The organism is Dechloromonas sp. A34, assembly GCF_026261605.1.
Classification (GTDB): Bacteria; Pseudomonadota; Gammaproteobacteria; order Burkholderiales; family Rhodocyclaceae; genus Azonexus.
Genome location: NZ_CP102486.1, coordinates 3,543,420 through 3,566,540 on the forward strand (window position 1 = coordinate 3,543,420; position 23,121 = coordinate 3,566,540).

The window sequence follows — 23,121 nt, forward strand, 5'->3', positions numbered from 1 at the left end:
TGCCTTTGCCACAGTCGCCCGACAAGGCGAAGCGGCGCTTTCGTTACTTCTTGTGTTCCATCGGCATGGCGGCGGGCATCGGGCGCACGATTTTGGCGTCGACCTGCTTGCTGCTGCCGTCGTCGAAGGTCAGCGTGATCGGCACGACATCGCCTTCCTTCATCGCTGCCTTGAGGTCGATCATCATGACGTGCAGGCCGCCCGGCTTGAGTACTGCTTCGCCCTTGGCCTTGATCTCGATCGCCGGCACCGGGCGCATCTTCATGACGCCGCCCTCGTTCAAGTGGGTGTGCAACTCGGTCACCTTCGACGCCGGGTTGTCGGCCTTGACGACCTTGACGTCCTTGTCGCCGTTGTTCTTGATCACCATGAAGGCACCGGTGGCCGGCGCATTGGGCGGCGCCAGGCGGACATAAGGTTCCTGCACCGAAATCTGGTCGGCCGCTGCAGCCAGCACCCCAGCGGAGAACATCAGGCCGGCGGCCAGTAGCGATAGTTGTTTCATGCTGTGTCTCTCTTTCATGGTTGGTTCAAATGTTTGCGAATCTCGGCGGCCACCCGGTCCGGCGCGGTGGCATGGGCAATCTTGCCGATCAGCTTGCCGTCCGGGCTGACGACATAGGTATCCGAACTGTGATCGACGACATAGCCGCCCCCCGCCGTATCGACTTTCTGCCGGGCGTAGAACACGCCGTAGCGTTTGGCTACTTCGGCCACCTTATCCGGCGTGCCGGTAACTCCGACGATGCCCGGGTGGAAGAATTCGGCATAGTCCTTCAGGCGGGCCGGCGTATCGCGTTCGGGATCGACCGAAATGAAGATCATCGCCACCTTGCCCAGTTCTTCCGGCGTCAGGAGCGCCAGGCCCTGCGCCGTCGCCGCCAGCGAGGTCGGGCAGACGTCGGGGCAGTAGGTGTAACCGAAATAGATCAGCACGACCTTGCCCTGGTAATCCTTCAATGAAACCGGGCCAACGGCTGACTGCAACGTGAAATCTCCAGCCACCGGCAACACGGTTTTCGGTAACGGCCGCTCGGGCATTGCCGGCTGCCAGAAGATGGCCAGTCCGATCACCAGCGTGGCGAGCAGACCGGCGATAACCATCAATACGCGTTCAGACATCTTAGTGGGGGCCCCCTGAACTCAATCGGTAGGGAATGGCAATGCGTTCGCTGCCGGTTTCGATCAGCACCGTGACCTGCCAATCCATCAGCCCGGTAATGCAAACCGGCAGGGTCGCCTCGGCGGCATAGCGGCCGTTGCCTTGGGCGGCGAGCAAGGGCCGGTTGTAGCCCATGTTCATGTCAACACCGGCGAAATCGACTTCGACCCGGCTCGGCTCAAAGCCGGCGGTCGTCACCTCGATTGCGAAGGGCTTGACCATCGGCACCGGCCGGACATTCGAGGAGAGTTCCACCCGGCGGCCGCCCGGCAACTCGACGGCGCAGGCCCGATGCTGCAAATCGCAAGCCGGGTCGGGCTGGACCGTGACATCGGCCTTGGGCAGCAGCATCGGCGACAGCTTGTAGCCGACGACGACGACCAGCGCGATGAGCAGGATGCCGATCACGTCAAACAGGATTCTTTTGTTCACCACTGTGTTTCCTGGCCCGTAGCCAATGACGATTGAGCATTTTCCTTCATCGCAAAGCTTCGGAATTAGCAGACATCAATTTTTTCACACTTCGCTCGGAATAGAGTGTGCGACAAATTGCCGCAGGTTAGGACATTCGCCGCGACGATGGGGTGGGAAATCCGGGATTTTGTTTCCAAGGGGAGAGTTTCAAATGAAAAAATTTGTTGTGAAATCCACCGTGCTGCTGGTAGCAGCCGGTATCGGCTGGGGAGCGGCGAGTACGGCGTGGTCGGCCGAATCGCTGCAGGACGTGATGAAGCGTCGGGGCCTGAGCCAGCAGGATCTGCTGGCCGCGTCCAAGACCTATGTCCCGACCGGCAAGCGCGACGAGTTCCTGGCCTTCAGTTCGGGCGGTCAGTCCGGTCAGGTCATCGTCTATGGTATTCCGTCGATGCGCATCCTGAAGTACATCGGCGTGTTCACGCCGGAACCGTGGCAGGGCTATGGCTTCGACGAGAATTCCAAGGCCGTGCTGCGCCAGGGCAACATCGACGGCAAGGAAATCAACTGGGGCGACACGCACCACCCGGCGATTTCCGAAACCCAGGGCAAGTACGACGGCCAGTTCCTGTTCATCAACGACAAGGCCAACCCGCGCCTCGCCGTGATCGACCTGCGCGACTTCGAGACCAAGCAGATCGTGGTCAATCCGATCTTCAAGTCGGAACACGGCGGCGCTTTCGTGACGCCGAATTCCGAGTACGTCATCGAAGCCGCCCAGTACGCCACGCCGCTCGAGAACAAGAAGTTCCAGCCGCTCGAGGAGTTCAACGAGAAGTATCGCGGTGGCATCACTTACTGGAAGTTCGACAGGAAGGAAGGCCGCATCGATCCGAAGCAGTCGTTCTCGCTCGAACTGCCGCCCTACTCTCAGGATTTGTCGGATGCCGGTAAAGGTCCCTCCGATGGCTGGTCGTTCACCAACTCTTTCTGTTCCGAGCGTTACGTCGGCGGCATCGAGAAGGGTCGTCCGCCGTATGAAGCCGGCTGTTCCGCCAAGGACACCGACTATCTGCACGTGATCAACTGGAAGAAGGCGGCCGAGCTGGTCGCCGCCGGCAAGGCCAAGACCATCAACGGCCACAAGGTGCTGATGATGGAAACCGCGATCAAGGAAGGCATCCTCTTCCTGGTTCCGGAACCGAAATCGCCGCACGGCGTCGATGTCACCCCGGACGGCAAGTTCCTGACCGTCGCCGGCAAGCTCGACACCCATGTCTCGGTCTTCTCCTTCGAGAAGATCCAGGCGGCGATCAAGGCCGGCAAGTTCGAATCCAAGGATCCGTACGGCATTCCGGTGATCGGCATGAAGGATGCGCTGCATGCCCAGGTCCAGCTCGGCCTCGGCCCGCTGCATACCCAGTACGATTCGAAGCCGTGTATCGCCTACACCTCACTGTATGTCGATTCCCAGGTCGTCAAATGGAATCACTGTGAAGGCAAGGTGCTCGACAAGATCTCCGTGCATTACAACATCGGTCACCTGATGACCATGGAGGGTGATTCGGCCGATCCGAAGGGGCGTTATCTGGTGGCGCTGAACAAGTTGTCGATCGATCGTTTCAACCCGGTGGGCCCGCTTCATCCGCAGAACCATCAGTTGATCGATATTTCGAACGACAAGATGCAGCTCCTCTACGACATGCCCTTGCCGCTCGGTGAGCCGCACTACGTGGTCGCCATCGAAGCCGCCAAGCTGAAGCCGGGCGTCCGTTACAAGGTGGGTACCGATTCCCGTACCGACAAGCCGCATCCGGGCATGGTTCGCGCCGGCGAGGAGGAAACCACCAAGAAGGGCAACAAGATCGAGGTCAAGGGTACGCTGATCCGTTCGCACATCACGCCGGAAACGATCGAGGCGGAAGTCGGCGACGAAATCACCATTCACCTGACCAACCTCGAACGGGCCCAGGATGAAACCCACGGTTTCGCGGTGTCGACTTACAACGTCCATGCCTCCATCGAGCCGGGCAAGACGGTGACCGTCAAGTTCAAGGCCGACAAGGAAGGCGTCTATCCGTACTACTGCACGGAGTTCTGCTCGGCGCTGCACCTTGAAATGCAGGGTTACCTGCTGGTCAAGCCGAAGGGCTGGAAGCCGGGTAAGACCCAGGAAGCCGCCAAGGCCAACTACACCGAAGCCGACTACAAGGCGACTGTGAAGAAGGTGGTGGATACCCAGGTCGTCATCGATTCCGTGGTCGGCTACATCACCAGCGTCAATTACAAGGACTTCCCGGATGTCGTGGCGATGGTCGAGGACGCTACCGATCAGCTCAACAAGATGAAGGATGCCAAGGCCAAGCACGAAGCCGCTGCCGCCAAGAAGGATTGGGACCAGGCCAACCTCTGGGCCGAGCAGGTCTGGCAGTACCAGGTCAAGGCCGCCGACATCGGCCTGCGTGCAAAAACCTACCTCGAGCAGAACGGCGCTAAGAAGACGAAATAAGCCATCCTGATGTTTCTGGATCGCAAGGGGGCAGAGCAATCTGCCCCTTTTTTCGTTCCTCGCGCAAGCTGGGTAAACTGGCGTGGATACCCCGCCTGAGCTAACCTCTAGACGATTATCACCGTTTCATCTCCGAGCCGCAGCGCGGTCGCGGAGAACCAGTGCCACAGGGGTCCTGAGCCGCAAAATGCCGTCAAAACATAATTTCTCGAGCCGTTGGCCGGGCGGCAAGATGGTCCTGTTGGCAATCGTCATCTGGACCGTGCTCGTCCTCGTCTCGCTGCTCACCCAGCGCGAGCAGTTGAACCGGACGGCCAGCGCCCTGGCTCGCATCGATGCCGTCGCCAATCTCAAGAAAGACATGTCGATCCGGAAGTGGGCCTCCAATGCCAAAGGGGTTTTCATCCTCGAGGAGCACATTCCGCCGATCAATTCGCTGGACGAAGAAGAACGGCTCACAGCGATCCGCAGCAATGGTGAAACCTTGCGTCTGGTCACCGTTACCCCGATCCATCTGTTGCTGGCGATTCAGGAGGCGAGCAATCAGAACGCGGCGGGCAGCCGCGAACGGCTGACCTCGAAACAGCTGCGCAACATGGACAACGCCCCGGACGACTGGGAACAAAAAGCGCTGACTGCCCTGGAGCAAGGTGGCGAGATGGTCACCGAAGTCCTGCCCAAAAAAGGCAAGCATGGACTGATGCGGGCGATGATCCCGATGCGCATGGAAGAGGAATGCCTCGAATGCCACCGCGATACGCTGGTCCCGGTCGGAGGCCTGCGCGGCGGCGCCACCATCTCGATCAACCTGAACGCCTATCGGACGGCCCAGCAACCGACCTGGCGGGCCATTCAATACTGGCACTTCGGGATCTGGATCCTCGGGCTGAGCGCACTGTTCACCTTTGCTTATTTCGCGCATCGCCGCAGCATGGAAAAGCTGCGCAGCGACGAGGAGCGCCGCGAGAACGAGATGGCTTTTGCGGCGATGGCGGAAGGCGCCATCATTACCGATCCGACAGGACGAATACTCTGGGTAAACGATGCTTTTTGCCGCATTTCGGGCTATTCGCGGGACGAAGTGATCAACCAGAACCCTCGCCTGCTCAAATCCGGCATCCATGACGAAGCGTTTTACCAGAAGCTGTGGGCCCAGCTCACCACTATCGGCCACTGGCGCGGCGAACTCTGGAACCAACGCAAGACCGGGGAAATCTTCCCCGAGGAAATATCGATTCAGGCGCTCAAGGGACCGGACGGCAATATCAGGCGTTTCATCTCGATCTTTTCGGAAATCTCGGAGCGCAAGCGCAACGAGAAGGCCTTGCAGGAGTACCAGGAACACCTCGAGGACTTGGTGCGCCAGCGCACCGAGGAACTGACCGAGGCGCGCGACGAGGCGGAGGCCGCCAACCGCTCGAAATCGACTTTCCTCGCCAACATGAGTCATGAGCTGCGCACGCCGCTCAATGCCGTGATCGGCTTTTCGCAATTGATGGAAAAGGACCCGCAGCTCAACCCGACCCAGCGCCGCAATGTCGAAATCATCAACAGTTCCGGCAACCACCTGCTGACGCTGATCAACGACATCCTGGAACTGTCCAAGATCGAATCGGGAAAGATGGAAGTGTGCGTCGAAGAGGTCGATCTGCCCGAACTGCTCGAAGGCATAGTCAACATGATGAGCCTGCGCGCCGAGCAGAGCGGCCTTGCCCTGAAGCTGGATTTACGCTCCCCGCCTCGCTCGGTGATGCTCGATCCGGTCATGTTGCGGCAGGTGCTGCTCAACCTGCTGTCCAATGCCATCAAGTTCACGCCGGAAGGCTCGGTGACGCTCGCTGTCGAGGCCAGCGAGGCGGGCGATGACCGCCTGCAGCTGGCTTTTCGCGTAACCGATACCGGGATCGGCATCCGTGCGGAAGATCATTCGCGCATCTTCAATTCCTTCGAGCAGGTCGGCGGCACGCGCCAGGGGGGAACCGGTCTCGGGCTAACGATCAGCCAGCAGTACGTGCGGATGATGGGCGGCGATCTGCTGCTTGAGTCGGCACCCAACCAGGGCTCCACCTTCAGCTTCGTGATTGCCGTAGCAAGCGGCAAGACGGCGGGAAGCAAAGCCGCCAAGGGACGCGTCACCGGCATCGAACCGCCGGATCACGGCCAACGCATCCTGATCGTCGACAACATTCCGGAAGCCCGGCTACTCGTCAGGTCGCTGCTTGAGCCGCTCGCTTTCAGGGTCAGCGAAGCCTCCACTGCGGCCGAAGCCGAGGCAGAAATCGCGAGCGGGCAGCCGGATCTGATTTTCATGGACTGGTTCCTGCCCGGCGACAACGGTCTCGAACTGATCAAGCGACTACGCACTCGAAGCGGCATCAGGCAGCCACGCCTCGTCATGCTGACCGCCAATGCGACGCAAGACAGCCGGCAGCAAGCCCTGCAGGCCGGCGCCAACGATTTTCTCAGCAAGCCTTATGAAGAAGACGAGCTGTTAAAAATCCTGGAAAAACATCTTCCCCTACACCTGAGCCGCGAGCCGGTGCCGATATCACAGGCCGAGCGCGTCTCGCCAAATGCCGTCCCCAGGATCAACGCCGAAGATCTGGCCCGCTTGAGCAGCGAAGCACGGACCCGACTTTCGCAGGCGGCGCTCTCGCTGAACCCGGAAAAAATTTCCGAGGCCTTGCACCTCATTGCCCGGGAAAACCCGGAACTCGCCGCGCGCCTTGGCGAATTCGCCAACACTCGCCAATATCAGGCCTTGTGGCAGGTACTGGGCATTCTCGAAGCAGAGGAATAGAAATGAACGCCGAAATTCTGGTCGTCGAGGATACGCCAGCCTCTCTCGAACTACTCTCCCAACTCCTGTCCCAGGCCGGCTACACGGTGCGTCCGGCGCTTGAGGGACGGATGGCTTTGCGCTCGGCCCAAGCCAGCCCGCCCGACCTGATCCTGCTCGATGTGCGGATGCCGGGGATTGACGGCTATGAGGTCTGCCAGCGATTGAAGGCCGACCCGAGGACCCGCGACATTCCCGTCATTTTCCTGTCGGCCCTGCGCGAAGCGGGTGACAAGTTGAAGGGTTTCGAACTGGGGGCCGTCGACTACATTGCCAAACCGTACCAGCCGGAAGAGGTGCTGGCCCGCGTGCGTACCCATGTCGAGCTGCGCCAGTTGCAGTCGCGGCTCGAAGAGCGGGTCGGCGAGCGTACCGCCCAACTGCTCGAAGCGCAGACCAGCCTTCACGAATCGCAGACCCGCCTGCAGGAACTGGCCGGCTTCCTGCAAACCGTGCGCGAAGAGGAACGTTCGGGCATCGCCCGCGAACTGCATGATGAACTCGGTCAGGCCCTGACTGCCTTGCGCATCGACCTCGGCTGGCTCAAGGACAAATGCGGCCAACTCGGGCCGCCGGTGGTACAGCGTGCCGAAGCGGCATACGGCCTGGTCGAACGGACGATCGCCTCCTTGCGCCGGATTTCCGAAGGCCTGCGTCCCGGCATGCTCGATGTACTCGGGCTGGCCGCGGCGATCGAGCATCATGTCAGCCAGTTTCAGGAACGGACCGGCATCGCCTGTACGCTGACCATGAACAGGGAGGAATTCGCCATCGACGGAGCATTGGCCACGGCCATTTTCCGGCTCATCCAGGAATCGCTGACCAATGTCGCGCGGCACGCCGCGGCGCAACACATCGCCGTCGGGATCGACGAAAGTGACGGCGAGATCAGGGTGCGCGTCGAAGACGACGGCTGCGGCTTCGTAACCACCAGCGCAAAGAAGACTTTTGGCCTGCTCGGCATGCAGGAAAGAGTCAAAATACTGGGCGGACGTATCGAAATCGTCAGCCAGCCGGGACAAGGAACGTGCATCGATGCGCGCCTCCCGAAACAGCGAGGGGAAAGCAAATGATCCGGATACTGATTGCCGATGACCACGACATCCTGCGCGCCGGCCTCAAACACATCCTGCAGGACAGCGGCGACATCGTCGTCGGCGGCGAAGCCAGCGACGGCTACCAGGTCCTGACCCAGGTCCGCGCCGAAAAATGGGACGCCATCGTGCTCGACCTGTCGATGCCGGGCAAGAGCGGCATCGAACTGATCAAGCAGATCAAGGGGGAATTTCCCCGCCTGCCCATCCTGATCCTCAGCATGCACAAGGAAGACCTCTACGCCGTGCGCGCTCTGAAAGCCGGCGCTTCCGGTTACCTGTGCAAGGACAGCGCGGAAACCCTGCTCGTTCAGGCCATCCGCAAGGTCGCCGGGGGTGGCCTGTTCATCGATCAGGCGGTGGCCGAAAAACTGGCCGTCGACATGCTGACCGGGAGCAGTGGCGGCGCTCCCCACAGCCGCCTGACCGACCGCGAATACCAGATCTTCCTGCTGGTGGCGCGCGGCCACGGGGTTACCGACATCAGCCGCCAGCTGAATCTGAGCGTCAAGACCGTGAGCACGCACAAGACGCGGATTCTGGAAAAAATGGAGCTGGCCAACACCGCCGACCTGATCCACTACGCCATCCGGCACAACCTGGTCGATGGCGTAGACAGCCTGGCCGAGTAAATACGCCATCCGCCGGCCGGCACTCCAAGCCGGCTGGTCAGCCGACGACAGCGTCGGCCGCCACTGCTCTCCCTATGTGCGATAACGCACAGAAAAATTTCGGACGGTAGACCAGGATCATAACGCCAGTGTCATCGCTAGGAATATTCCTACAATACCCCTGGCGTCTTCCCACCGCGGGAATCAGTTGTCCTTACCTGTCTTCCGCTATCCGTCGAGCCTACACTGCCCCACATGCGACAGATTGCCGCAGTGGCATTTCACCGCAAGGCAATGCAGTCGGAACAAGAAGTAGAACTTCAATCGATACATGGGAGTGTCAATATGAAAACCCGTATAAAACAAACCGTCACCGTGCTGGTAGCAGCCGGAATTGGCTGGGGAGCGGCGAGTACGGCGTGGTCGGCCGAATCGCTGCAGGACGTGATGAAACGTCGTGGTCTGAGCCAGCAGGATCTGCTGGCTGCATCCAAGACTTATGTCCCGACCGGCAAGCGTGATGAGTTCCTGGCCTTCAGTTCGGGCGGTCAGTCCGGTCAGGTCATCGTCTATGGCATCCCGTCGATGCGCATCCTGAAGTACATCGGCGTGTTTACACCGGAACCCTGGCAGGGCTACGGCTTCGACGAGAACTCCAAGTCCGTGCTGCGCCAGGGCAATATCGACGGCAAGGAAATCAACTGGGGCGATACGCACCACCCGGCGATTTCCGAAACCCAGGGCAAGTACGACGGCCAGTTCCTGTTCATCAACGACAAGGCCAACCCGCGCCTCGCCGTGATCGACCTGCGCGACTTCGAGACCAAGCAGATCGTGGTCAATCCGATCTTCAAGTCGGAACACGGCGGCGCCTTCGTGACGCCGAATTCCGAGTACGTCATCGAAGCCGCCCAGTACGCCACGCCGCTCGAGAACAAGAAGTTCCAGCCGCTCGAGGAGTTCAACGAGAAGTATCGCGGTGGCATCACTTACTGGAAGTTCGACAGGAAGGAAGGCCGCATCGATCCGAAGCAGTCGTTCTCGCTCGAACTGCCGCCCTACTCTCAGGATTTGTCGGATGCCGGTAAAGGCCCATCCGATGGCTGGTCGTTCACCAACTCTTTCTGTTCCGAGCGTTACGTCGGCGGCATCGAGAAGGGTCGTCCGCCGTATGAAGCCGGCTGTTCCGCCAAGGACACCGACTATCTGCACGTGATCAACTGGAAGAAGGCGGCCGAGCTGGTCGCCGCCGGCAAGGCCAAGACCATCAACGGCCACAAGGTGCTGATGATGGAAACCGCGATCAAGGAAGGCATCCTCTTCCTGGTTCCGGAACCGAAATCGCCGCACGGCGTCGATGTCACCCCGGACGGCAAGTTCCTGACCGTCGCCGGCAAGCTCGACACCCATGTCTCGGTCTTCTCCTTCGAGAAGATCCAGGCGGCGATCAAGGCCGGCAAGTTCGAATCCAAGGATCCGTACGGCATTCCGGTGATCGGCATGAAGGATGCGCTGCATGCCCAGGTCCAGCTCGGCCTCGGCCCGCTGCATACCCAGTACGATTCGAAGCCGTGTATCGCCTACACCTCACTGTATGTCGATTCCCAGGTCGTCAAATGGAATCACTGTGAAGGCAAGGTGCTCGACAAGATCTCCGTGCATTACAACATCGGTCACCTGATGACCATGGAGGGTGATTCGGCCGATCCGAAGGGGCGTTATCTGGTGGCGCTGAACAAGTTGTCGATCGATCGTTTCAACCCGGTGGGCCCGCTTCATCCGCAGAACCATCAGTTGATCGATATTTCGAACGACAAGATGCAGCTCCTCTACGACATGCCCTTGCCGCTCGGTGAGCCGCACTACGTGGTCGCCATCGAAGCCGCCAAGCTGAAGCCGGGCGTCCGTTACAAGGTGGGTACCGATTCCCGTACCGACAAGCCGCATCCGGGCATGGTTCGCGCCGGCGAGGAGGAAACCACCAAGAAGGGCAACAAGATCGAGGTCAAGGGTACGCTGATCCGTTCGCACATCACGCCGGAAACGATCGAGGCGGAAGTCGGCGACGAAATCACCATTCACCTGACCAACCTCGAACGGGCCCAGGATGAAACCCACGGTTTCGCGGTGTCGACTTACAACGTCCATGCCTCCATCGAGCCGGGCAAGACGGTGACCGTCAAGTTCAAGGCCGACAAGGAAGGCGTCTATCCGTACTACTGCACGGAGTTCTGCTCGGCGCTGCACCTTGAAATGCAGGGTTACCTGCTGGTCAAGCCGAAGGGCTGGAAGCCGGGTAAGACCCAGGAAGCCGCCAAGGCCAACTACACCGAAGCCGACTACAAGGCGACTGTGAAGAAGGTGGTGGATACCCAGGTCGTCATCGATTCCGTGGTCGGCTACATCACCAGCGTCAATTACAAGGACTTCCCGGATGTCGTGGCGATGGTCGAGGACGCTACCGATCAGCTCAACAAGATGAAGGATGCCAAGGCCAAGCACGAAGCCGCTGCCGCCAAGAAGGATTGGGATCAGGCCAATCTCTGGGCCGAGCAGGTCTGGCAGTACCAGGTCAAGGCCGCCGACATCGGCCTGCGTGCCAAGACCTATCTCGAGCAGAACGGCGCTAAGAAGACGAAGTAGAAAACTTGATATGACTTAAGGCAGGAATCGGGGGTGACCGTCAATCTACCCCCGGTTTCTTAAAATAGGGAAAAGCCATGAAATTCGTAATCACTCTGATCACCGCCGCGCTCGTCGCCGCACCCGCCATCGCCGCTCCGGACGGCGCCAAGCTGTTTGCCGAAAAGACCTGCAATGCCTGCCACGGCGCCAAGGCCGACAAGCCGCTGATGCCCAACTATCCGAAGCTGGCCGGCCAGAACGCTGCCTATGCCGAACAGCAAATGAAGGACATCAAGAGCGGTGCCCGCAACAACGGTCAGACCGCCGCGATGAAGGGCGTCATGCACCTGGTCAACGACGAGGAAATCAAGGCGATCGCCGAGTACCTGTCGAAACTGAAATAAGCCAGAAAAGCCCGGATTGCAGGGCATATGACAAACATCAATGAATGCTGATATTCATCAATCGATAATCAACCCAGCGTTCCGAATCACCCGCCACAAAGGATACCGAACATGAAAGCATCTCTTCTGCTGATCGGCCTGCTCAGCGCAGGCATCGCGATTGCCGCCCCGCCAGCCCCCAAACAGCAGGGCATCGAAGGCAAGGACTACAAATGGAACGCCCAGGAAGGCGAAAAGGTCGAGGCTTTGCACAAGAAAGGCGACGTCAAGAACGGCCAGGAAGTCTATGAAATCTGCGGCGCCTGCCACCTGCCCTCGGGTGCCGGTCGCCCGGACGGCACCTTCCCGCAGCTCGCCGGCCAGCACTCCACGGTGCTGATCAAGCAGATGGCCGACATCCGCGCCGGCCTGCGCGACAACCCGACCATGTACCCCTTCGCCGCCACTCTGGTCGACCCGCAGGAACTTGCCGATGCCGCCGCCTACATCAACAGCCTGTGCATCCCGCTTGAGCATGGCAAATACGAGGGTCCGGATGCCGCGATGCAGGTCGCCAAGGGCAAGGATCTGTATGAAAAGCAGTGTCTGGAATGCCACGGCAAGAATGGCGAAGGCAACAAGGAAAAGTTCTACCCGGTCATCGCCGGCCAGCACTACAAGTACCTGTTGCGCCAGATGACTGAAATCCGCGACGGTCACCGCCGCAATGCAAATCCGGACATGGTCAAGGTCATCAAGCCCTACAGCAATGACCAGTTGGTGGCGATTTCCGCCTACCAGTCCAGCCTGGTGATGCCGGGCAACATGTGCAAGCCGAAGGCCGCCAAGAAGAAGTAAGCGTTTTGCCCACCCGAGACGGGTGGGCCGGGGGATGCGTATCCCGATCGGTGAATCAACACATCCCCCACCTCCTCATTCAAGCGGGAGGAATAGAGATGCACGAGAACACAGAGAGAACAGCGAAAATGGAAAAGCAAAACAAAATCGTCGGCGGCCTGAGTCTGATCGCGCTGGTTGCGCTGATCGCCGCCTATTTCGCACCGATCTGGTGGGTTTCCCTGACCGCTCCGAATTACCCGCCGGATGCCTTCCCGGACGGCATCCGCATCCACTTCCATTTCGACGGGGTCTATAACGGCTGCACGGCAGCCGGCAAGGGCACGCGGATGGCCGGCGAGATCATCCAGAAGGATCTCTCCCATGAGGACGAACGCTACAACCCGATCACCGACAGCAAGAAAGACCTGAACAAGGGTGCCGAAGGTCTCGATTGCGTCCATGAAATGAATACCATCAATCACTACGTCGGGATGTACCCGATCGCCACCGGCGCCCCGGTCGAAAAGCCTCTGGCCAAGTTCTTCTTCGGCTTCTTCGCGGTGATGATGCTGGCCTTTGCGACGACCACCAAAAAAGCCCGCCTGACCACCCTGGGCGCGGGATTCGCCGGGGTCGCCGCCTGGATGCTGATCGACCAGTTTGCCCTGGGCCATCTGGAAAGCCATGTCCAGGCCTACATGCAGGAATCCGGCACTTTCTTCAAGGACATGGAACGGATCAAGGTCTGGGGCGACAACGTCCGCAACATCTCGACCGTCGTCATCTTCGGGCTGATCGCGGTGATGGGCGTGGTCATCGCCGGCGTCGCCAAGATTCGCCCCTTCCAGTTGCTACTGGCCCTGGTCCCCGCCCTGCTGCCGGTATTCTTCGTCATCACCTACGCCGGCTGGCTGTGGTTCTTCGGCCACAACATGCACCCGTGGGGCGCCTTCACCGTCAAGCCGTTCATGCCCACCGTGTTCGGCGAAGGCAAGGTCGCGCAGTTCTCGACTTTCTCCTACCCGTACTGGGGCTACGGCCTGCTGGTCATCATTTTCGTCTGCATGATGCTGGCGCTGCTGATTCGCCGCAAGCAACTGCGTGAAGGCCAGGTCGAGTAAGCGGTCATGCGCACCCTGAGCAAACTCGGCAAGGCGACACTGGCGACTGCGCTGATGCTGGCCTTCAGCGTCGGCAACACGCAGCAGGAACGCGGCTCGAACGCCGATCTGAGTACCGCGCCACGGGTCGGCATCGACCGCCCGAAGCAGACCTTCATGCTCCACGAGCGCGACAAGCGGGTGCATGGCCTGAAACCCTTCCAGGAACTGGTCGACAATGCCCCCGCCGGTTCGGTACTCAAGCCGCCGCCCGGCATCTACGCCGGACCAGTGGTCATCGACAAGCCGCTGACCATCGATGGTGGCGACCAGGTCACCATCGACTCCGGCGACAAGGGTACGGTGATGATCCTGAACGCCAGCAATTCCGTGCTGCGCGGCCTCCACCTGACCGGTTCCGGCGATTCCCACGACACCGACGACTCCTGCCTCGACGTCCGCGGCAACCACAACGTGATCGAGAACATCAAGGCCGACAACTGCCTGTTCGGTCTGGATTTCAAGCAGTCCAACCACAACCTGATCCGCGGCAACGAAATCCGCTCCAAGGCCTTCGAACTCGGCGTCCGCGGCGACGGCCTGCGCCTCTGGTACAGCAACGACAATATCGTCGAGAAGAACCGCATCATCGACTCGCGCGACATGGTCGCCTGGTATTCGCACCGCAACATCTTCCGCGACAATCTCGGCCGGCGCAGCCGCTATTCCATCCACTTCATGTTCGCCAACGACAACAGCGTCGAGCGCAACCAGTTCTACGACAACGCCGTCGGCGTGTACTTCATGTACACCGAGGGCGGCACCGTCCGCAACAACGTGATTTCGCACGCCACCGGCGCCACCGGCATGGGCATCGGTTTCAAGGAAGCTTCCGGCACTCTGATCGAGAACAACGAGATCATCTACTGCGGCATCGGCATCGGTTCCGATCTCTCGCCGTTCCAGCCCGACAGCAGTATCGAGATTCGCGGCAACCGCTTCGCCTACAATGGCATCGGCATCCTGTTCAACAGCGAGACCGGCGGCAACAACCTGCTCGGCAACACTTTCGAGGGCAACCTGACCCAGGTCGGCTACGGCGGCCACGGCGACAACAACAACAGCCCGAAAAACGTCTGGATCGGCAATTTCTGGGACGACTACCAAGGCTTCGACCGCGACGGCGACGGCGTCGGCGACCGCACTCACGAACTCCACGCCTACGCCGACCAGATCTGGATGGAGATGCCGGTCGCCCGCTTCTTCCGCAGCTCACCGGTCATGGAACTGCTCGATTTCCTCGAGCGCCTGGCCCCCTTCTCGACACCCGACCTGATCCTGCGCGACGAGAAGCCACTCTTCAACAAACCGCAGCGGCTTGCCCAGTCATGAACACCCCAGCCGAAATACCACGCAAGCCTGCCATTTCGATCGAGAAGGCACAGAAGGCCCGACGCAAGTTCCTGCGCTCGGTCGGCCTCGCCGGCGGGGTGATTGGTCTTTCGCTGCTCGGCTACATTCCCCTCGTCAATGCGCGGAATACCAAGCTGCGCCCGCCCGGCGCGCTCAACGAGGCCGACTTCCTTTCGTCGTGCATCAAGTGCGGCCAGTGCGTCCAGGTCTGCCCGGTACAGGCCATCAAGCTCGGCGACCTGGACGATGGTTTCGGCATCGGCGTCCCGTACATCGAATCGCGCGACCAGGCCTGCGATTTTTCCTGCGACGCCGTGCAATGCATCCTGGCCTGCCCGACCGGTGCCCTGACTTACAAGAAGCCGGCCTTCATGAATGTCCGCGAAGGCGCCCTGCTCGCTGCCGCGCCGATTCTGAAAGCCAAGGAAAAGGACGCCGAGAACACGCTGAATCTCAAGGAGCGCACCGGCATCGCCCGCCTGGCCCGCCCGGAATCCTGCCTCGCCGTGCAGGGCAAAGGCTTCAAGGGGCAAGCGCGGGGTGCCGCTTTCAAGGGCACCATGCGTTACATGGACGTCGACCGCTGGAAGCCGATTCCCGTGCGCGACCATCCCTACGACCTGCCGCTGTGCGATCTCTGCGTCCGTGAATGCCCGGTCAAGAACGCCATCGAACTGCGCCCGCTCACCGGCAGCGACGGGGTCGCGCGCATGACCCCGGTCGTCCTCGAGCCCTGCGTCGGCTGCGGCGTCTGCGAAATGATCTGCCCGGTCGAACCGGCCGCCATCGTCATCGACGCCCAGGCGACCTGGAAGGGAGAGCAGGCATGAGCCGCTTTGCCGATCTGTTCATGGGCATGCTCGGGGCCGCCCCGAAAAAGCCGGAGAAAGTCACTGACCAGGTCCAGAAGATCATGTTCCTCAAGTACGAGGACAAGGACCGTTACATCAAGGAAAAGCTCCACGCCCGCGAGCACCACGCGATCAGCCACAAGTGGCGCAACCGCCGGTGGGCGGTGCTGATCGCAACCAACCTACTGTTCGTCTTCTCCTTCTGGCTCGATATCCAGATCCTCGAGGGTGCGCTGACCGCCTCGCGCTTCGTGGGTTTCCACCTGATCGACCTCAATTCGGCGCTGCAGGTAATGCTGGCCCACAAGCACATCATCGTTAACCTGGTGATCGGCACCTTCACCGTCTTCCTGCTCTGGGTGCTGCTGGGCGGCCGGACCTTCTGCTCCTGGGTCTGCCCCTACCACCTGCTGGCGGAATGGACGGAAGCCCTGCACCTGAAGCTGGTCGAGAAGAAGATAGTCACCGACCACGAATTCCACCGCGGTACACGCACCGTCTTCTGGCTGCTCTTCGCGCTGCTCGCCATCGTCACCGGCTACACCGTGTTCGAAACGCTGTCGCCGACCGGTATCCTGTCACGCGCCCTGATCTACGGCCCGGGCCTGGCGCTGGGTTGGGTCGGCCTGCTGCTGCTCTTCGAGACTTTCTACTCGCGCCGTGCCTGGTGCCGCTACGTCTGCCCGATCGGCCTGACCTACGGCGCGGTGGGAGCGATCTCGCCGCTGCAGATCACCTACCACGTCGAACACTGTTTCCATGAGGGCGACTGCCGCAAGGTCTGCCTGGTGCCGCACGTCCTCGATGTCACCGTCAAAGGCCGGGCCAGCGAGGAACAGATGGGCCTCGGCCCGGACTGCACGCGCTGCGGCCTGTGCGTCGACATCTGCCCGAGCGGCGCCCTGCGCTATGAGGTCAAGGGATTGTCGAAGCTGCTCTGATGCCCTACTCAAGCGCACCATTTACCGCAGCGCCCTTCCTATAATCGCCCCATGATCCAGTTTACCGACGTAGCCAAGACCTTCCGCAAAGCCCGGGTGCTCGACGGCATCAGCCTCGACATCGGTCTCGGCGAGCGCATCGCCCTGATCGGCTCGAACGGGGCCGGCAAGACCACCCTGATCCGCTGCCTGCTCGGCGAATACACCCACGACGGCACGGTCGCCATCGCCGGCCTCGACCCGCGCACGAACCGCACCGCCGTGCTCGGCAATATCGGCTTCGTGCCCCAACTGCCGCCACCCTTGAAGATGCCGGTCGGCCAGCTGATCGACTTCTCGGCCGCCCTCTGCGGCACCGACCCCAAGCGTATTCACGACCTCGCCGGCCGCCTCGGGCTGGACGTCGACGCCATCCTCTCCCGCCAGTTCGTGCGCCTGTCCGGCGGCATGAAGCAGAAGCTGCTGATCGCCATCGCGCTGGGCCGCGAGGCCAAGGTGCTGGTCATGGACGAGCCGGCGGCCAATCTCGACCCGGAAGCGCGCAAGATCTTCTTCGACCTGCTGGCCGAACGTCTCGACGATGCGACGATGATCATTTCCAGCCACCGCCTGGACGAGGTCTCGGCCCTGGTCAACCGGGTGATCGAGATGGACATGGGCAAGATCGTGCTCGACGACAAGGTCGCCGATGCCGTCTCGCTGACCGCGACCCTGGCCTGCCGCATCGTCCTCGGCCGTTTCGAGCCGGCTTTCGCCAAGGCCCTGGCCGGCTGGAATTTCACCAGTCAGGACGACAACCGGATCTGGCACGGCGAGATTGCCGGACCGGACCGCCTGCGCTTTCTCGGCATCGTGTCGCGCTATACGGCGCTGGTCAGCGACCTGTCGCTGGCCGAGGCCTGATCATGTGTGACATCCGGCGCCGCCAGTTGCTTCGTCTCGGCCTCGGCGGCCTGCTGCTGAGCCCGCTCGCCGCCGCCCTCTCGGGCTGCAAGAAGGGCGACTGGCCGGAGGGCATGGCCGAGATCATCTGGGACCGCGACACCTGCGCCCGTTGCAACATGGTCATTTCCGACCGCCGCTTCGCGGTGCAGCTGCGCGGCGGCCCGGATAACGCCGTCTTCAAGTTCGACGATATCGGCTGCCTGGTCTTCTGGCTGCGCGACAAGGCCGACAAGTTCCCGTGGCTGGCCGATGCCGCGACCCGCTACTGGGTGGCTGACTTTGGCAGCAAGAGCCGCGACGAGATGCTCTGGCTGGACCCGCGGAAAGCCCAGTTCATCACCAAGAGCTCGCCGATGGGCTACAACTTCGCGGCCGTGCCGCTCCCGCTGCCCGGCAGCCTCGATTTCACCGACATGCGCCAGCACACACTGGCCAAGAGTAAATAAATGAAGCAACTGTGGCTGACTGCCCAACTCGATATCGTCGAATCGCTGCGTGCCCGCTGGTTCCAGATCTATACCCTGGTCTTCGGCGGCATCGTCGCCCTGCTCTTCGTCTTCGGCCTGACCGAGTCGCGGGTGCTGGGCTTCATCGGCCTCTCCCGCCTGTTGGTCACCTATATCCAGCTGACCATGGCGATCCTGCCGATCTTCGTCCTGATCACCACCGTGCGCTCGGTGGCCGGCGACCGCGAGGCGGGGGTCTTCGAGTATCTGCTGTCGCTGCCGGTGTCGCTCGCGGCCTGGTTCTGGGGCAAGATCCTCGGCCGCTACATCGTCGTCTTCGCACCGGTCTTCCTGGCCATGGCCGGTGCCGTCGGCTGGGCGACGATCCAGGGCATCGAGGTGCCGTGGGGGATGTTCGGCTACTACACCGCCCTGCTTGCCACGATGGCGATCTGCTTCCTGGGCATCGGCATGCTGATTTCCTCGGTCGCCCGCAGCACCGATCTGGCGCAGGGTGCCGCCTTCATGGTCTGGCTGTTCCTGCTGCTTTTCCTCGACCTGATCCTGCTCGGCGTCATGATCCAGGGCAAGGTTTCGCCGGAGGTCGCCGTCGGGCTGGCCCTGGTCAATCCGCTGCAGGTCTTTCGCACCGCCGCACTGGCCCTGTTCGATCCGCAGCTGATCGTGCTCGGGCCGTCCGCCTACGTCATCCTCGATACTTTCGGCGTCGCCGGCTACCAGATCTTCGCCCTCGCCTACCCGGCAACCCTCGGTCTGCTCAGTGCTACCATCGGCTACTTCCTCTTCCGCCGTGGCGACCTGCCTTGAAAAAAATATTCTCTGCTCTGGCAATAAAGATCAACGACTGGCACTGATACCACCAATTCAACGGCTGGTACTAGAATCTGTGGTCATTCACGCAGCGGGCAGGCCATGATCACCACACATATCGACGGTGCCGTCGGCACCATCACCCTGAACCACGAAGCCAAGCGCAATGCGCTTTCCGAGCGTCTAGTCGACGCCGTGATCGCCGCGCTGGCCGAATTCACCCGCCAGGAAGTACGTTGCGCAGTGCTGCGTGCCGCATCGGGCGTCAAGGTTTGGTCGGCCGGCCACGATGTCTCGGAACTGCCGGAAGGTGGCCTTGATCCGCTCGGCTGGCGCGACCCCTTGCGTCACCTGATCCGCGAACTGGAAAACTTCCCGGCCCCGATCATCGCCCTGATTGAGGGCAGCGTCTGGGGCGGCGCCTGCGAAACCGTGCTCGCCTGCGACCTGATCGTCGCCACGCCGGAGGCCAGTTTCGCCGCCACACCGGCCAAGCACAGCGTGCCCTACAACGTTTCGGGCCTGCTCACCTTCCTGAACGCCGCGCACATCCACATCGCCAAGGAAATGCTGTTCACCGCCCAGCCGATCCCGGCCAGCCGACTGGAGCGCATGGGCATCATCAACCACGTCGCGGCAGCCGGGGAGATCGATGCCTTTACCTACGACATGGCGCGCACCATCGCCGGCAACGCCCCGCTATCGATCTCGGTGATGAAGGAGCAGCTGCGCATCCTGGCCGGTGCCCACACCATGTCGCCGCAGGATTTCGAACGCATCCAGGGACTGCGCCGGGTCGTCTACAACAGCCAGGACTATTCGGAAGGCATCCGCGCCTTCAAGGAAAAGAGGAAGCCGCGCTTCGAAGGTCGCTGAGGGCCGGATGCTCCAATTGACGCGGCCTCCCGGCGCTTGAGCCGGCTTGCTAAAAAAACGGTTTTTCGTGACAACCAAACCGACGTTCGCGCGTTATAGATTAGCTAGAGTTCGTTTTTAGAGGCAAATCGAAGTGCGTTGGTTAGTAATTGCAGCAGTCGCTGCCATATATTCGTGTGGTGTCAATGCCTCCCAGAACGAAGGTTCTGAGGGATCGGCAGCCAGTGTCGCATCGGTAGTCCTCTCCTCCGAGGCGATCGTGACCGTAACCCCGATTCCGCCGCCGGCCTCGGTTACCGAGTTTCGGGCCGACCTGCCGCGGGCCAAGAAATTGAAGGTAGCCAAGAAGAAAAGCATCCCGAAGACGATGCTTTCGCGCACCGAGCGCCATCAGATGGCCTTGCTGGCGCCTAAGACCAAGGCCGGCGAAGGGCTTCTCGATGTGGCCAATGACGAGGATGCCGGATCAGGCATTGCCGATCTCGATCTGCACCGCTCCTTCAGTCGACCCAAGCTGACCGAGATCGAGGGTCAGGACAATGATGACGTCGACGACGACGATGACCTCCCCGACACGATAAAACTCAGGTTGTACCTGGCGCGGATGAAGGCCGTCCAGGCCCATCAGAGAAAATTCTCGTAAGCGGGAGCGGCCGGGCGCCAGGCTGATCTCATGATCACTTCGCCCAATACCGCCGTCGATCTCTACTGCGAACGGACCTCCGCCGAGTTCTGGGCGGAGCCGGTCAATGCCTTCAGCAACCTGTCGTTCATCGTCGCGGCGCTGGCCATCGTCTGGCTGATGCGACGCACGGAAGTACGGTCCAGCGGACCGGCACTCTTCCTGACCATCAACCTGGTCGCCATCGGGCTGGGTAGCTTCCTTTTTCATACCCTGGCCAACCGCCTGATGATGCTGGCCGACTTGCTGCCGATTTTCATCTACCAGATCGCGTTTCTGCTGTTCTACGCGCGCTGCGTGGCCGGTAGCAAAGCACTGACAGTGGCCGGCCTGCTGATCCTCTTTCTGCTGGTCAATCTGGGGTTCATGCAACTCCCCAAGGAATGGCTCAACGGTTCGCTGGTCTATGGCGGGGCCCTGCTCTTCATCTTGGCCATCGCCGCCTACCACCGAGCGAGCGGCAAGCGCGAGCCGGCCATCCTCTATCTCGCAGTCATCGTCTTTGCACTTGCCCTCGCCTGCCGTTCGCTCGACCAATGGATTTGCCAGTGGTCGCCGCTCGGCACCCATTTTCTGTGGCACCTGCTGGTCGGCGGCGTCCTCTATCTGACGACACGGGCCTACGTCCTGAACCAGCCGCCTCCGCACCCGAGCGGCGCCGAGTAATCCCCGGGAAGCCTGCCTAGGTAAGGAAAACGGCGGGGCAGCCGAGAAAGCGCTGCGACATTCGAGTATGCTAGCCACTGTTCGCAAGCATCTTTTCCGTGAGTCGAATATGCAGCCATATCAGTGGCAATGGGGCATCAACCAGTGGGTGGAATATCTCAAGGACAAGGATATCCCCGTACTGCCGGCAACCCGCGCCGTCCTCGCCGCCCTGCAAGAAGGGGGAGAAGAAAAGCGCGATAGCCTGTCGGCGCGCGACCTGACCGATATCGTCTATGGCGACCCCTATCTGGCGCTCAAGCTGCTGCGCCGGGCCGAGGAAAGGCGCTCCCGGCAACTCGGCCACGACACCACGACCCCACTGGCCGCCGTGCTGCAAACCGGCTACGACGAATTGCAGGAGATCGTCGCCGCCAGCCCGGCCCGGGATGATCTGCTGCCTGGTTGCCACACCTGCGAATCCCGTTCCGTGCTCGCCTCGGCAATCGCTCGCGCCTGGGCCAACCGCCGGGTCGATGTCTCGCCCGATGAAGTCTCGATGGCGGCGCTGCTGGTCGAGGTCGGCGAGTTGCTGCTCTGGCATTTCGCCCCCGAGCTGACCGACAAGGAAACCCAGACCCGCGACTGGAACGAGCGCTTCTGGGCACTGATGCAGCGCCCGTCGGACATCGAATTCACCTTCCGCCAGCTGACCACGGCCCTGGCCCAGGCCTGGGGCCTGCCCAATCTGGTCGTCATGCTGATCAAGGGCACCGACACGCCGCGCGCCAACATCGCCCGCCTCGCCGCAGATAGCGCCAAGCTGGTCACCCTCGATCTCGAGGTGCCGACCCTGCTGGCACTGCTCCGGGAAGTCGCCAAGGTCGTCCCCGGCAGTCTGCCCGAACTGGCCGAGCCGCTGCCCTTGCCCGATGAATTCCGGGCCGCCCTGCTGGCCAGCATTGAGGCTGCGCCACAGGCCGAATAGGCGCTGCCGAGCGGCATCCCCGAATTTTGATCCAGGTTCAAGGTCGATCACCTGCGCCTTCCTATAATCGCCCCATGATCCAGTTTACCGACGTAGCCAAGACCTTCCGCAAAGCCCGGGTGCTCGACGGCATCAGCCTCGACATCGGTCTCGGCGAGCGCATCGCCCTGATCGGCTCGAACGGGGCCGGCAAGACCACCCTGATCCGCTGCCTGCTCGGCGAATACACCCACGACGGCACGGTCGCCATCGCCGGCCTCGACCCGCGCACGAACCGCACCGCCGTGCTCGGCAATATCGGCTTCGTGCCCCAACTGCCGCCACCCTTGAAGATGCCGGTCGGCCAGCTGATCGACTTCTCGGCCGCCCTCTGCGGCACCGACCCCAAGCGTATTCACGACCTCGCCGGCCGCCTCGGGCTGGACGTCGACGCCATCCTCTCCCGCCAGTTCGTGCGCCTGTCCGGCGGCATGAAGCAGAAGCTGCTGATCGCCATCGCGCTGGGCCGCGAGGCCAAGGTGCTGGTCATGGACGAGCCGGCGGCCAATCTCGACCCGGAAGCGCGCAAGATCTTCTTCGACCTGCTGGCCGAACGTCTCGACGATGCGACGATGATCATTTCCAGCCACCGCCTGGACGAGGTCTCGGCCCTGGTCAACCGGGTGATCGAGATGGACATGGGCAAGATCGTGCTCGACGACAAGGTCGCCGATGCCGTCTCGCTGACCGCGACCCTGGCCTGCCGCATCGTCCTCGGCCGTTTCGAGCCGGCTTTCGCCAAGGCCCTGGCCGGCTGGAATTTCACCAGTCAGGACGACAACCGGATCTGGCACGGCGAGATTGCCGGACCGGACCGCCTGCGCTTTCTCGGCATCGTGTCGCGCTATACGGCGCTGGTCAGCGACCTGTCGCTGGCCGAGGCCTGA

The 23,121-nt window shown here is 61.5% G+C and carries 22 protein-coding genes; 19 read left to right on the forward strand and 3 right to left on the reverse strand.

The genetic code is table 11. The features are described from left to right. Positions 1-43: 43 nt before the first annotated feature. From NQE15_RS17740 to NQE15_RS17750, 3 genes are read right to left on the reverse strand one after another with little or no spacing between them, the layout of a single operon-like run. Positions 44-505 (reverse strand): copper chaperone PCu(A)C, encoded by a 462-nt coding sequence (locus NQE15_RS17740; RefSeq protein ID WP_265943221.1) that lies wholly within the window; start codon positions 503-505, stop codon positions 44-46. 14 nt (positions 506-519) lie between these two features. Continuing rightward, the gene (locus tag NQE15_RS17745; protein ID WP_265943223.1) at positions 520-1,122 is read right to left on the reverse strand and encodes an SCO family protein; all 603 of its coding nucleotides are present in this window, start codon (positions 1,120-1,122) and stop codon (positions 520-522) included. 1 nt (position 1,123) lies between these two features. Further along, positions 1,124-1,594, reverse strand: coding sequence for a hypothetical protein (locus tag NQE15_RS17750; RefSeq protein WP_265943225.1), 471 nt, complete (start codon positions 1,592-1,594; stop codon positions 1,124-1,126). A gap of 193 nt (positions 1,595-1,787) precedes the next feature. On the opposite strand from NQE15_RS17750, the gene nosZ (NQE15_RS17755) reads away from it, so the two are divergent. From nosZ (NQE15_RS17755) to NQE15_RS17845, 19 genes are all read left to right on the forward strand, one after another. Continuing rightward, positions 1,788-4,085, forward strand: coding sequence for a Sec-dependent nitrous-oxide reductase (gene nosZ / locus NQE15_RS17755; RefSeq protein WP_265943227.1), 2,298 nt, complete (start codon positions 1,788-1,790; stop codon positions 4,083-4,085). Positions 4,086-4,167: 82 nt separating this feature from the next. Next, positions 4,168-6,885 (forward strand): response regulator, encoded by a 2,718-nt coding sequence (locus tag NQE15_RS17760; protein WP_265943229.1) that lies wholly within the window; start codon positions 4,168-4,170, stop codon positions 6,883-6,885. A gap of 2 nt (positions 6,886-6,887) precedes the next feature. After that, complete coding sequence (locus NQE15_RS17765; protein ID WP_265943231.1) at positions 6,888-7,997, forward strand: response regulator; 1,110 nt, start codon at positions 6,888-6,890, stop codon at positions 7,995-7,997. Then, positions 7,994-8,650, forward strand: a complete 657-nt coding sequence (locus NQE15_RS17770) for a response regulator transcription factor (protein WP_265943233.1) — start codon at positions 7,994-7,996, stop codon at positions 8,648-8,650. The genes NQE15_RS17765 and NQE15_RS17770 overlap by 4 nt, the downstream gene beginning before the upstream one ends. A 324-nt stretch (positions 8,651-8,974) precedes the next feature. After that, positions 8,975-11,272 carry a Sec-dependent nitrous-oxide reductase gene (gene nosZ / locus NQE15_RS17775; protein ID WP_265943235.1) on the forward strand — a complete coding sequence of 766 codons (2,298 nt, stop codon included), beginning with the start codon at positions 8,975-8,977 and terminating at the stop codon, positions 11,270-11,272. Between the two features lie 77 nt (positions 11,273-11,349). Then, complete coding sequence (locus NQE15_RS17780; RefSeq protein WP_265943237.1) at positions 11,350-11,658, forward strand: c-type cytochrome; 309 nt, start codon at positions 11,350-11,352, stop codon at positions 11,656-11,658. Between the two features lie 111 nt (positions 11,659-11,769). Then, the gene (locus NQE15_RS17785) at positions 11,770-12,495 is read left to right on the forward strand and encodes a c-type cytochrome (protein WP_265943239.1); all 726 of its coding nucleotides are present in this window, start codon (positions 11,770-11,772) and stop codon (positions 12,493-12,495) included. A 128-nt stretch (positions 12,496-12,623) separates the two neighbouring features. Beyond that, entirely contained in the window at positions 12,624-13,598 is a 975-nt protein-coding gene (locus NQE15_RS17790; RefSeq protein WP_265943241.1) for a hypothetical protein, read from the forward strand. Positions 13,599-13,604: 6 nt separating this feature from the next. Next, entirely contained in the window at positions 13,605-14,969 is a 1,365-nt protein-coding gene (nosD, locus tag NQE15_RS17795; protein WP_265943243.1) for a nitrous oxide reductase family maturation protein NosD, read from the forward strand. After that, a complete protein-coding gene (locus NQE15_RS17800) occupies positions 14,966-15,820 on the forward strand; it encodes a 4Fe-4S dicluster domain-containing protein (protein ID WP_265943245.1) in 855 nt (284 codons plus the stop codon). Before nosD ends, NQE15_RS17800 begins: the two co-directional genes overlap by 4 nt. After that, complete coding sequence (locus NQE15_RS17805) at positions 15,817-16,782, forward strand: NapH/MauN family ferredoxin-type protein (RefSeq protein ID WP_265943247.1); 966 nt, start codon at positions 15,817-15,819, stop codon at positions 16,780-16,782. Before NQE15_RS17800 ends, NQE15_RS17805 begins: the two co-directional genes overlap by 4 nt. A gap of 51 nt (positions 16,783-16,833) precedes the next feature. Further along, entirely contained in the window at positions 16,834-17,685 is an 852-nt protein-coding gene (locus NQE15_RS17810; RefSeq protein ID WP_265943249.1) for an ABC transporter ATP-binding protein, read from the forward strand. A gap of 2 nt (positions 17,686-17,687) precedes the next feature. Continuing rightward, a complete protein-coding gene (locus tag NQE15_RS17815; protein ID WP_265943250.1) occupies positions 17,688-18,173 on the forward strand; it encodes a hypothetical protein in 486 nt (161 codons plus the stop codon). Further along, on the forward strand, positions 18,174-19,001 hold the full coding sequence (locus NQE15_RS17820) for an ABC transporter permease (protein ID WP_265943252.1): 828 nt from the start codon (positions 18,174-18,176) through the stop codon (positions 18,999-19,001). A 105-nt stretch (positions 19,002-19,106) separates the two neighbouring features. Beyond that, the gene (gene scpB / locus NQE15_RS17825; protein ID WP_265943254.1) at positions 19,107-19,880 is read left to right on the forward strand and encodes a methylmalonyl-CoA decarboxylase; all 774 of its coding nucleotides are present in this window, start codon (positions 19,107-19,109) and stop codon (positions 19,878-19,880) included. A 259-nt stretch (positions 19,881-20,139) separates the two neighbouring features. Continuing rightward, positions 20,140-20,523 (forward strand): hypothetical protein, encoded by a 384-nt coding sequence (locus tag NQE15_RS17830; protein WP_265943255.1) that lies wholly within the window; start codon positions 20,140-20,142, stop codon positions 20,521-20,523. Positions 20,524-20,553: 30 nt separating this feature from the next. After that, the gene (locus tag NQE15_RS17835; protein ID WP_265943257.1) at positions 20,554-21,228 is read left to right on the forward strand and encodes a ceramidase domain-containing protein; all 675 of its coding nucleotides are present in this window, start codon (positions 20,554-20,556) and stop codon (positions 21,226-21,228) included. 109 nt (positions 21,229-21,337) lie between these two features. Further along, positions 21,338-22,195, forward strand: coding sequence for an HDOD domain-containing protein (locus NQE15_RS17840; protein WP_265943259.1), 858 nt, complete (start codon positions 21,338-21,340; stop codon positions 22,193-22,195). A 74-nt stretch (positions 22,196-22,269) separates the two neighbouring features. Further along, complete coding sequence (locus tag NQE15_RS17845) at positions 22,270-23,121, forward strand: ABC transporter ATP-binding protein (protein WP_265943249.1); 852 nt, start codon at positions 22,270-22,272, stop codon at positions 23,119-23,121.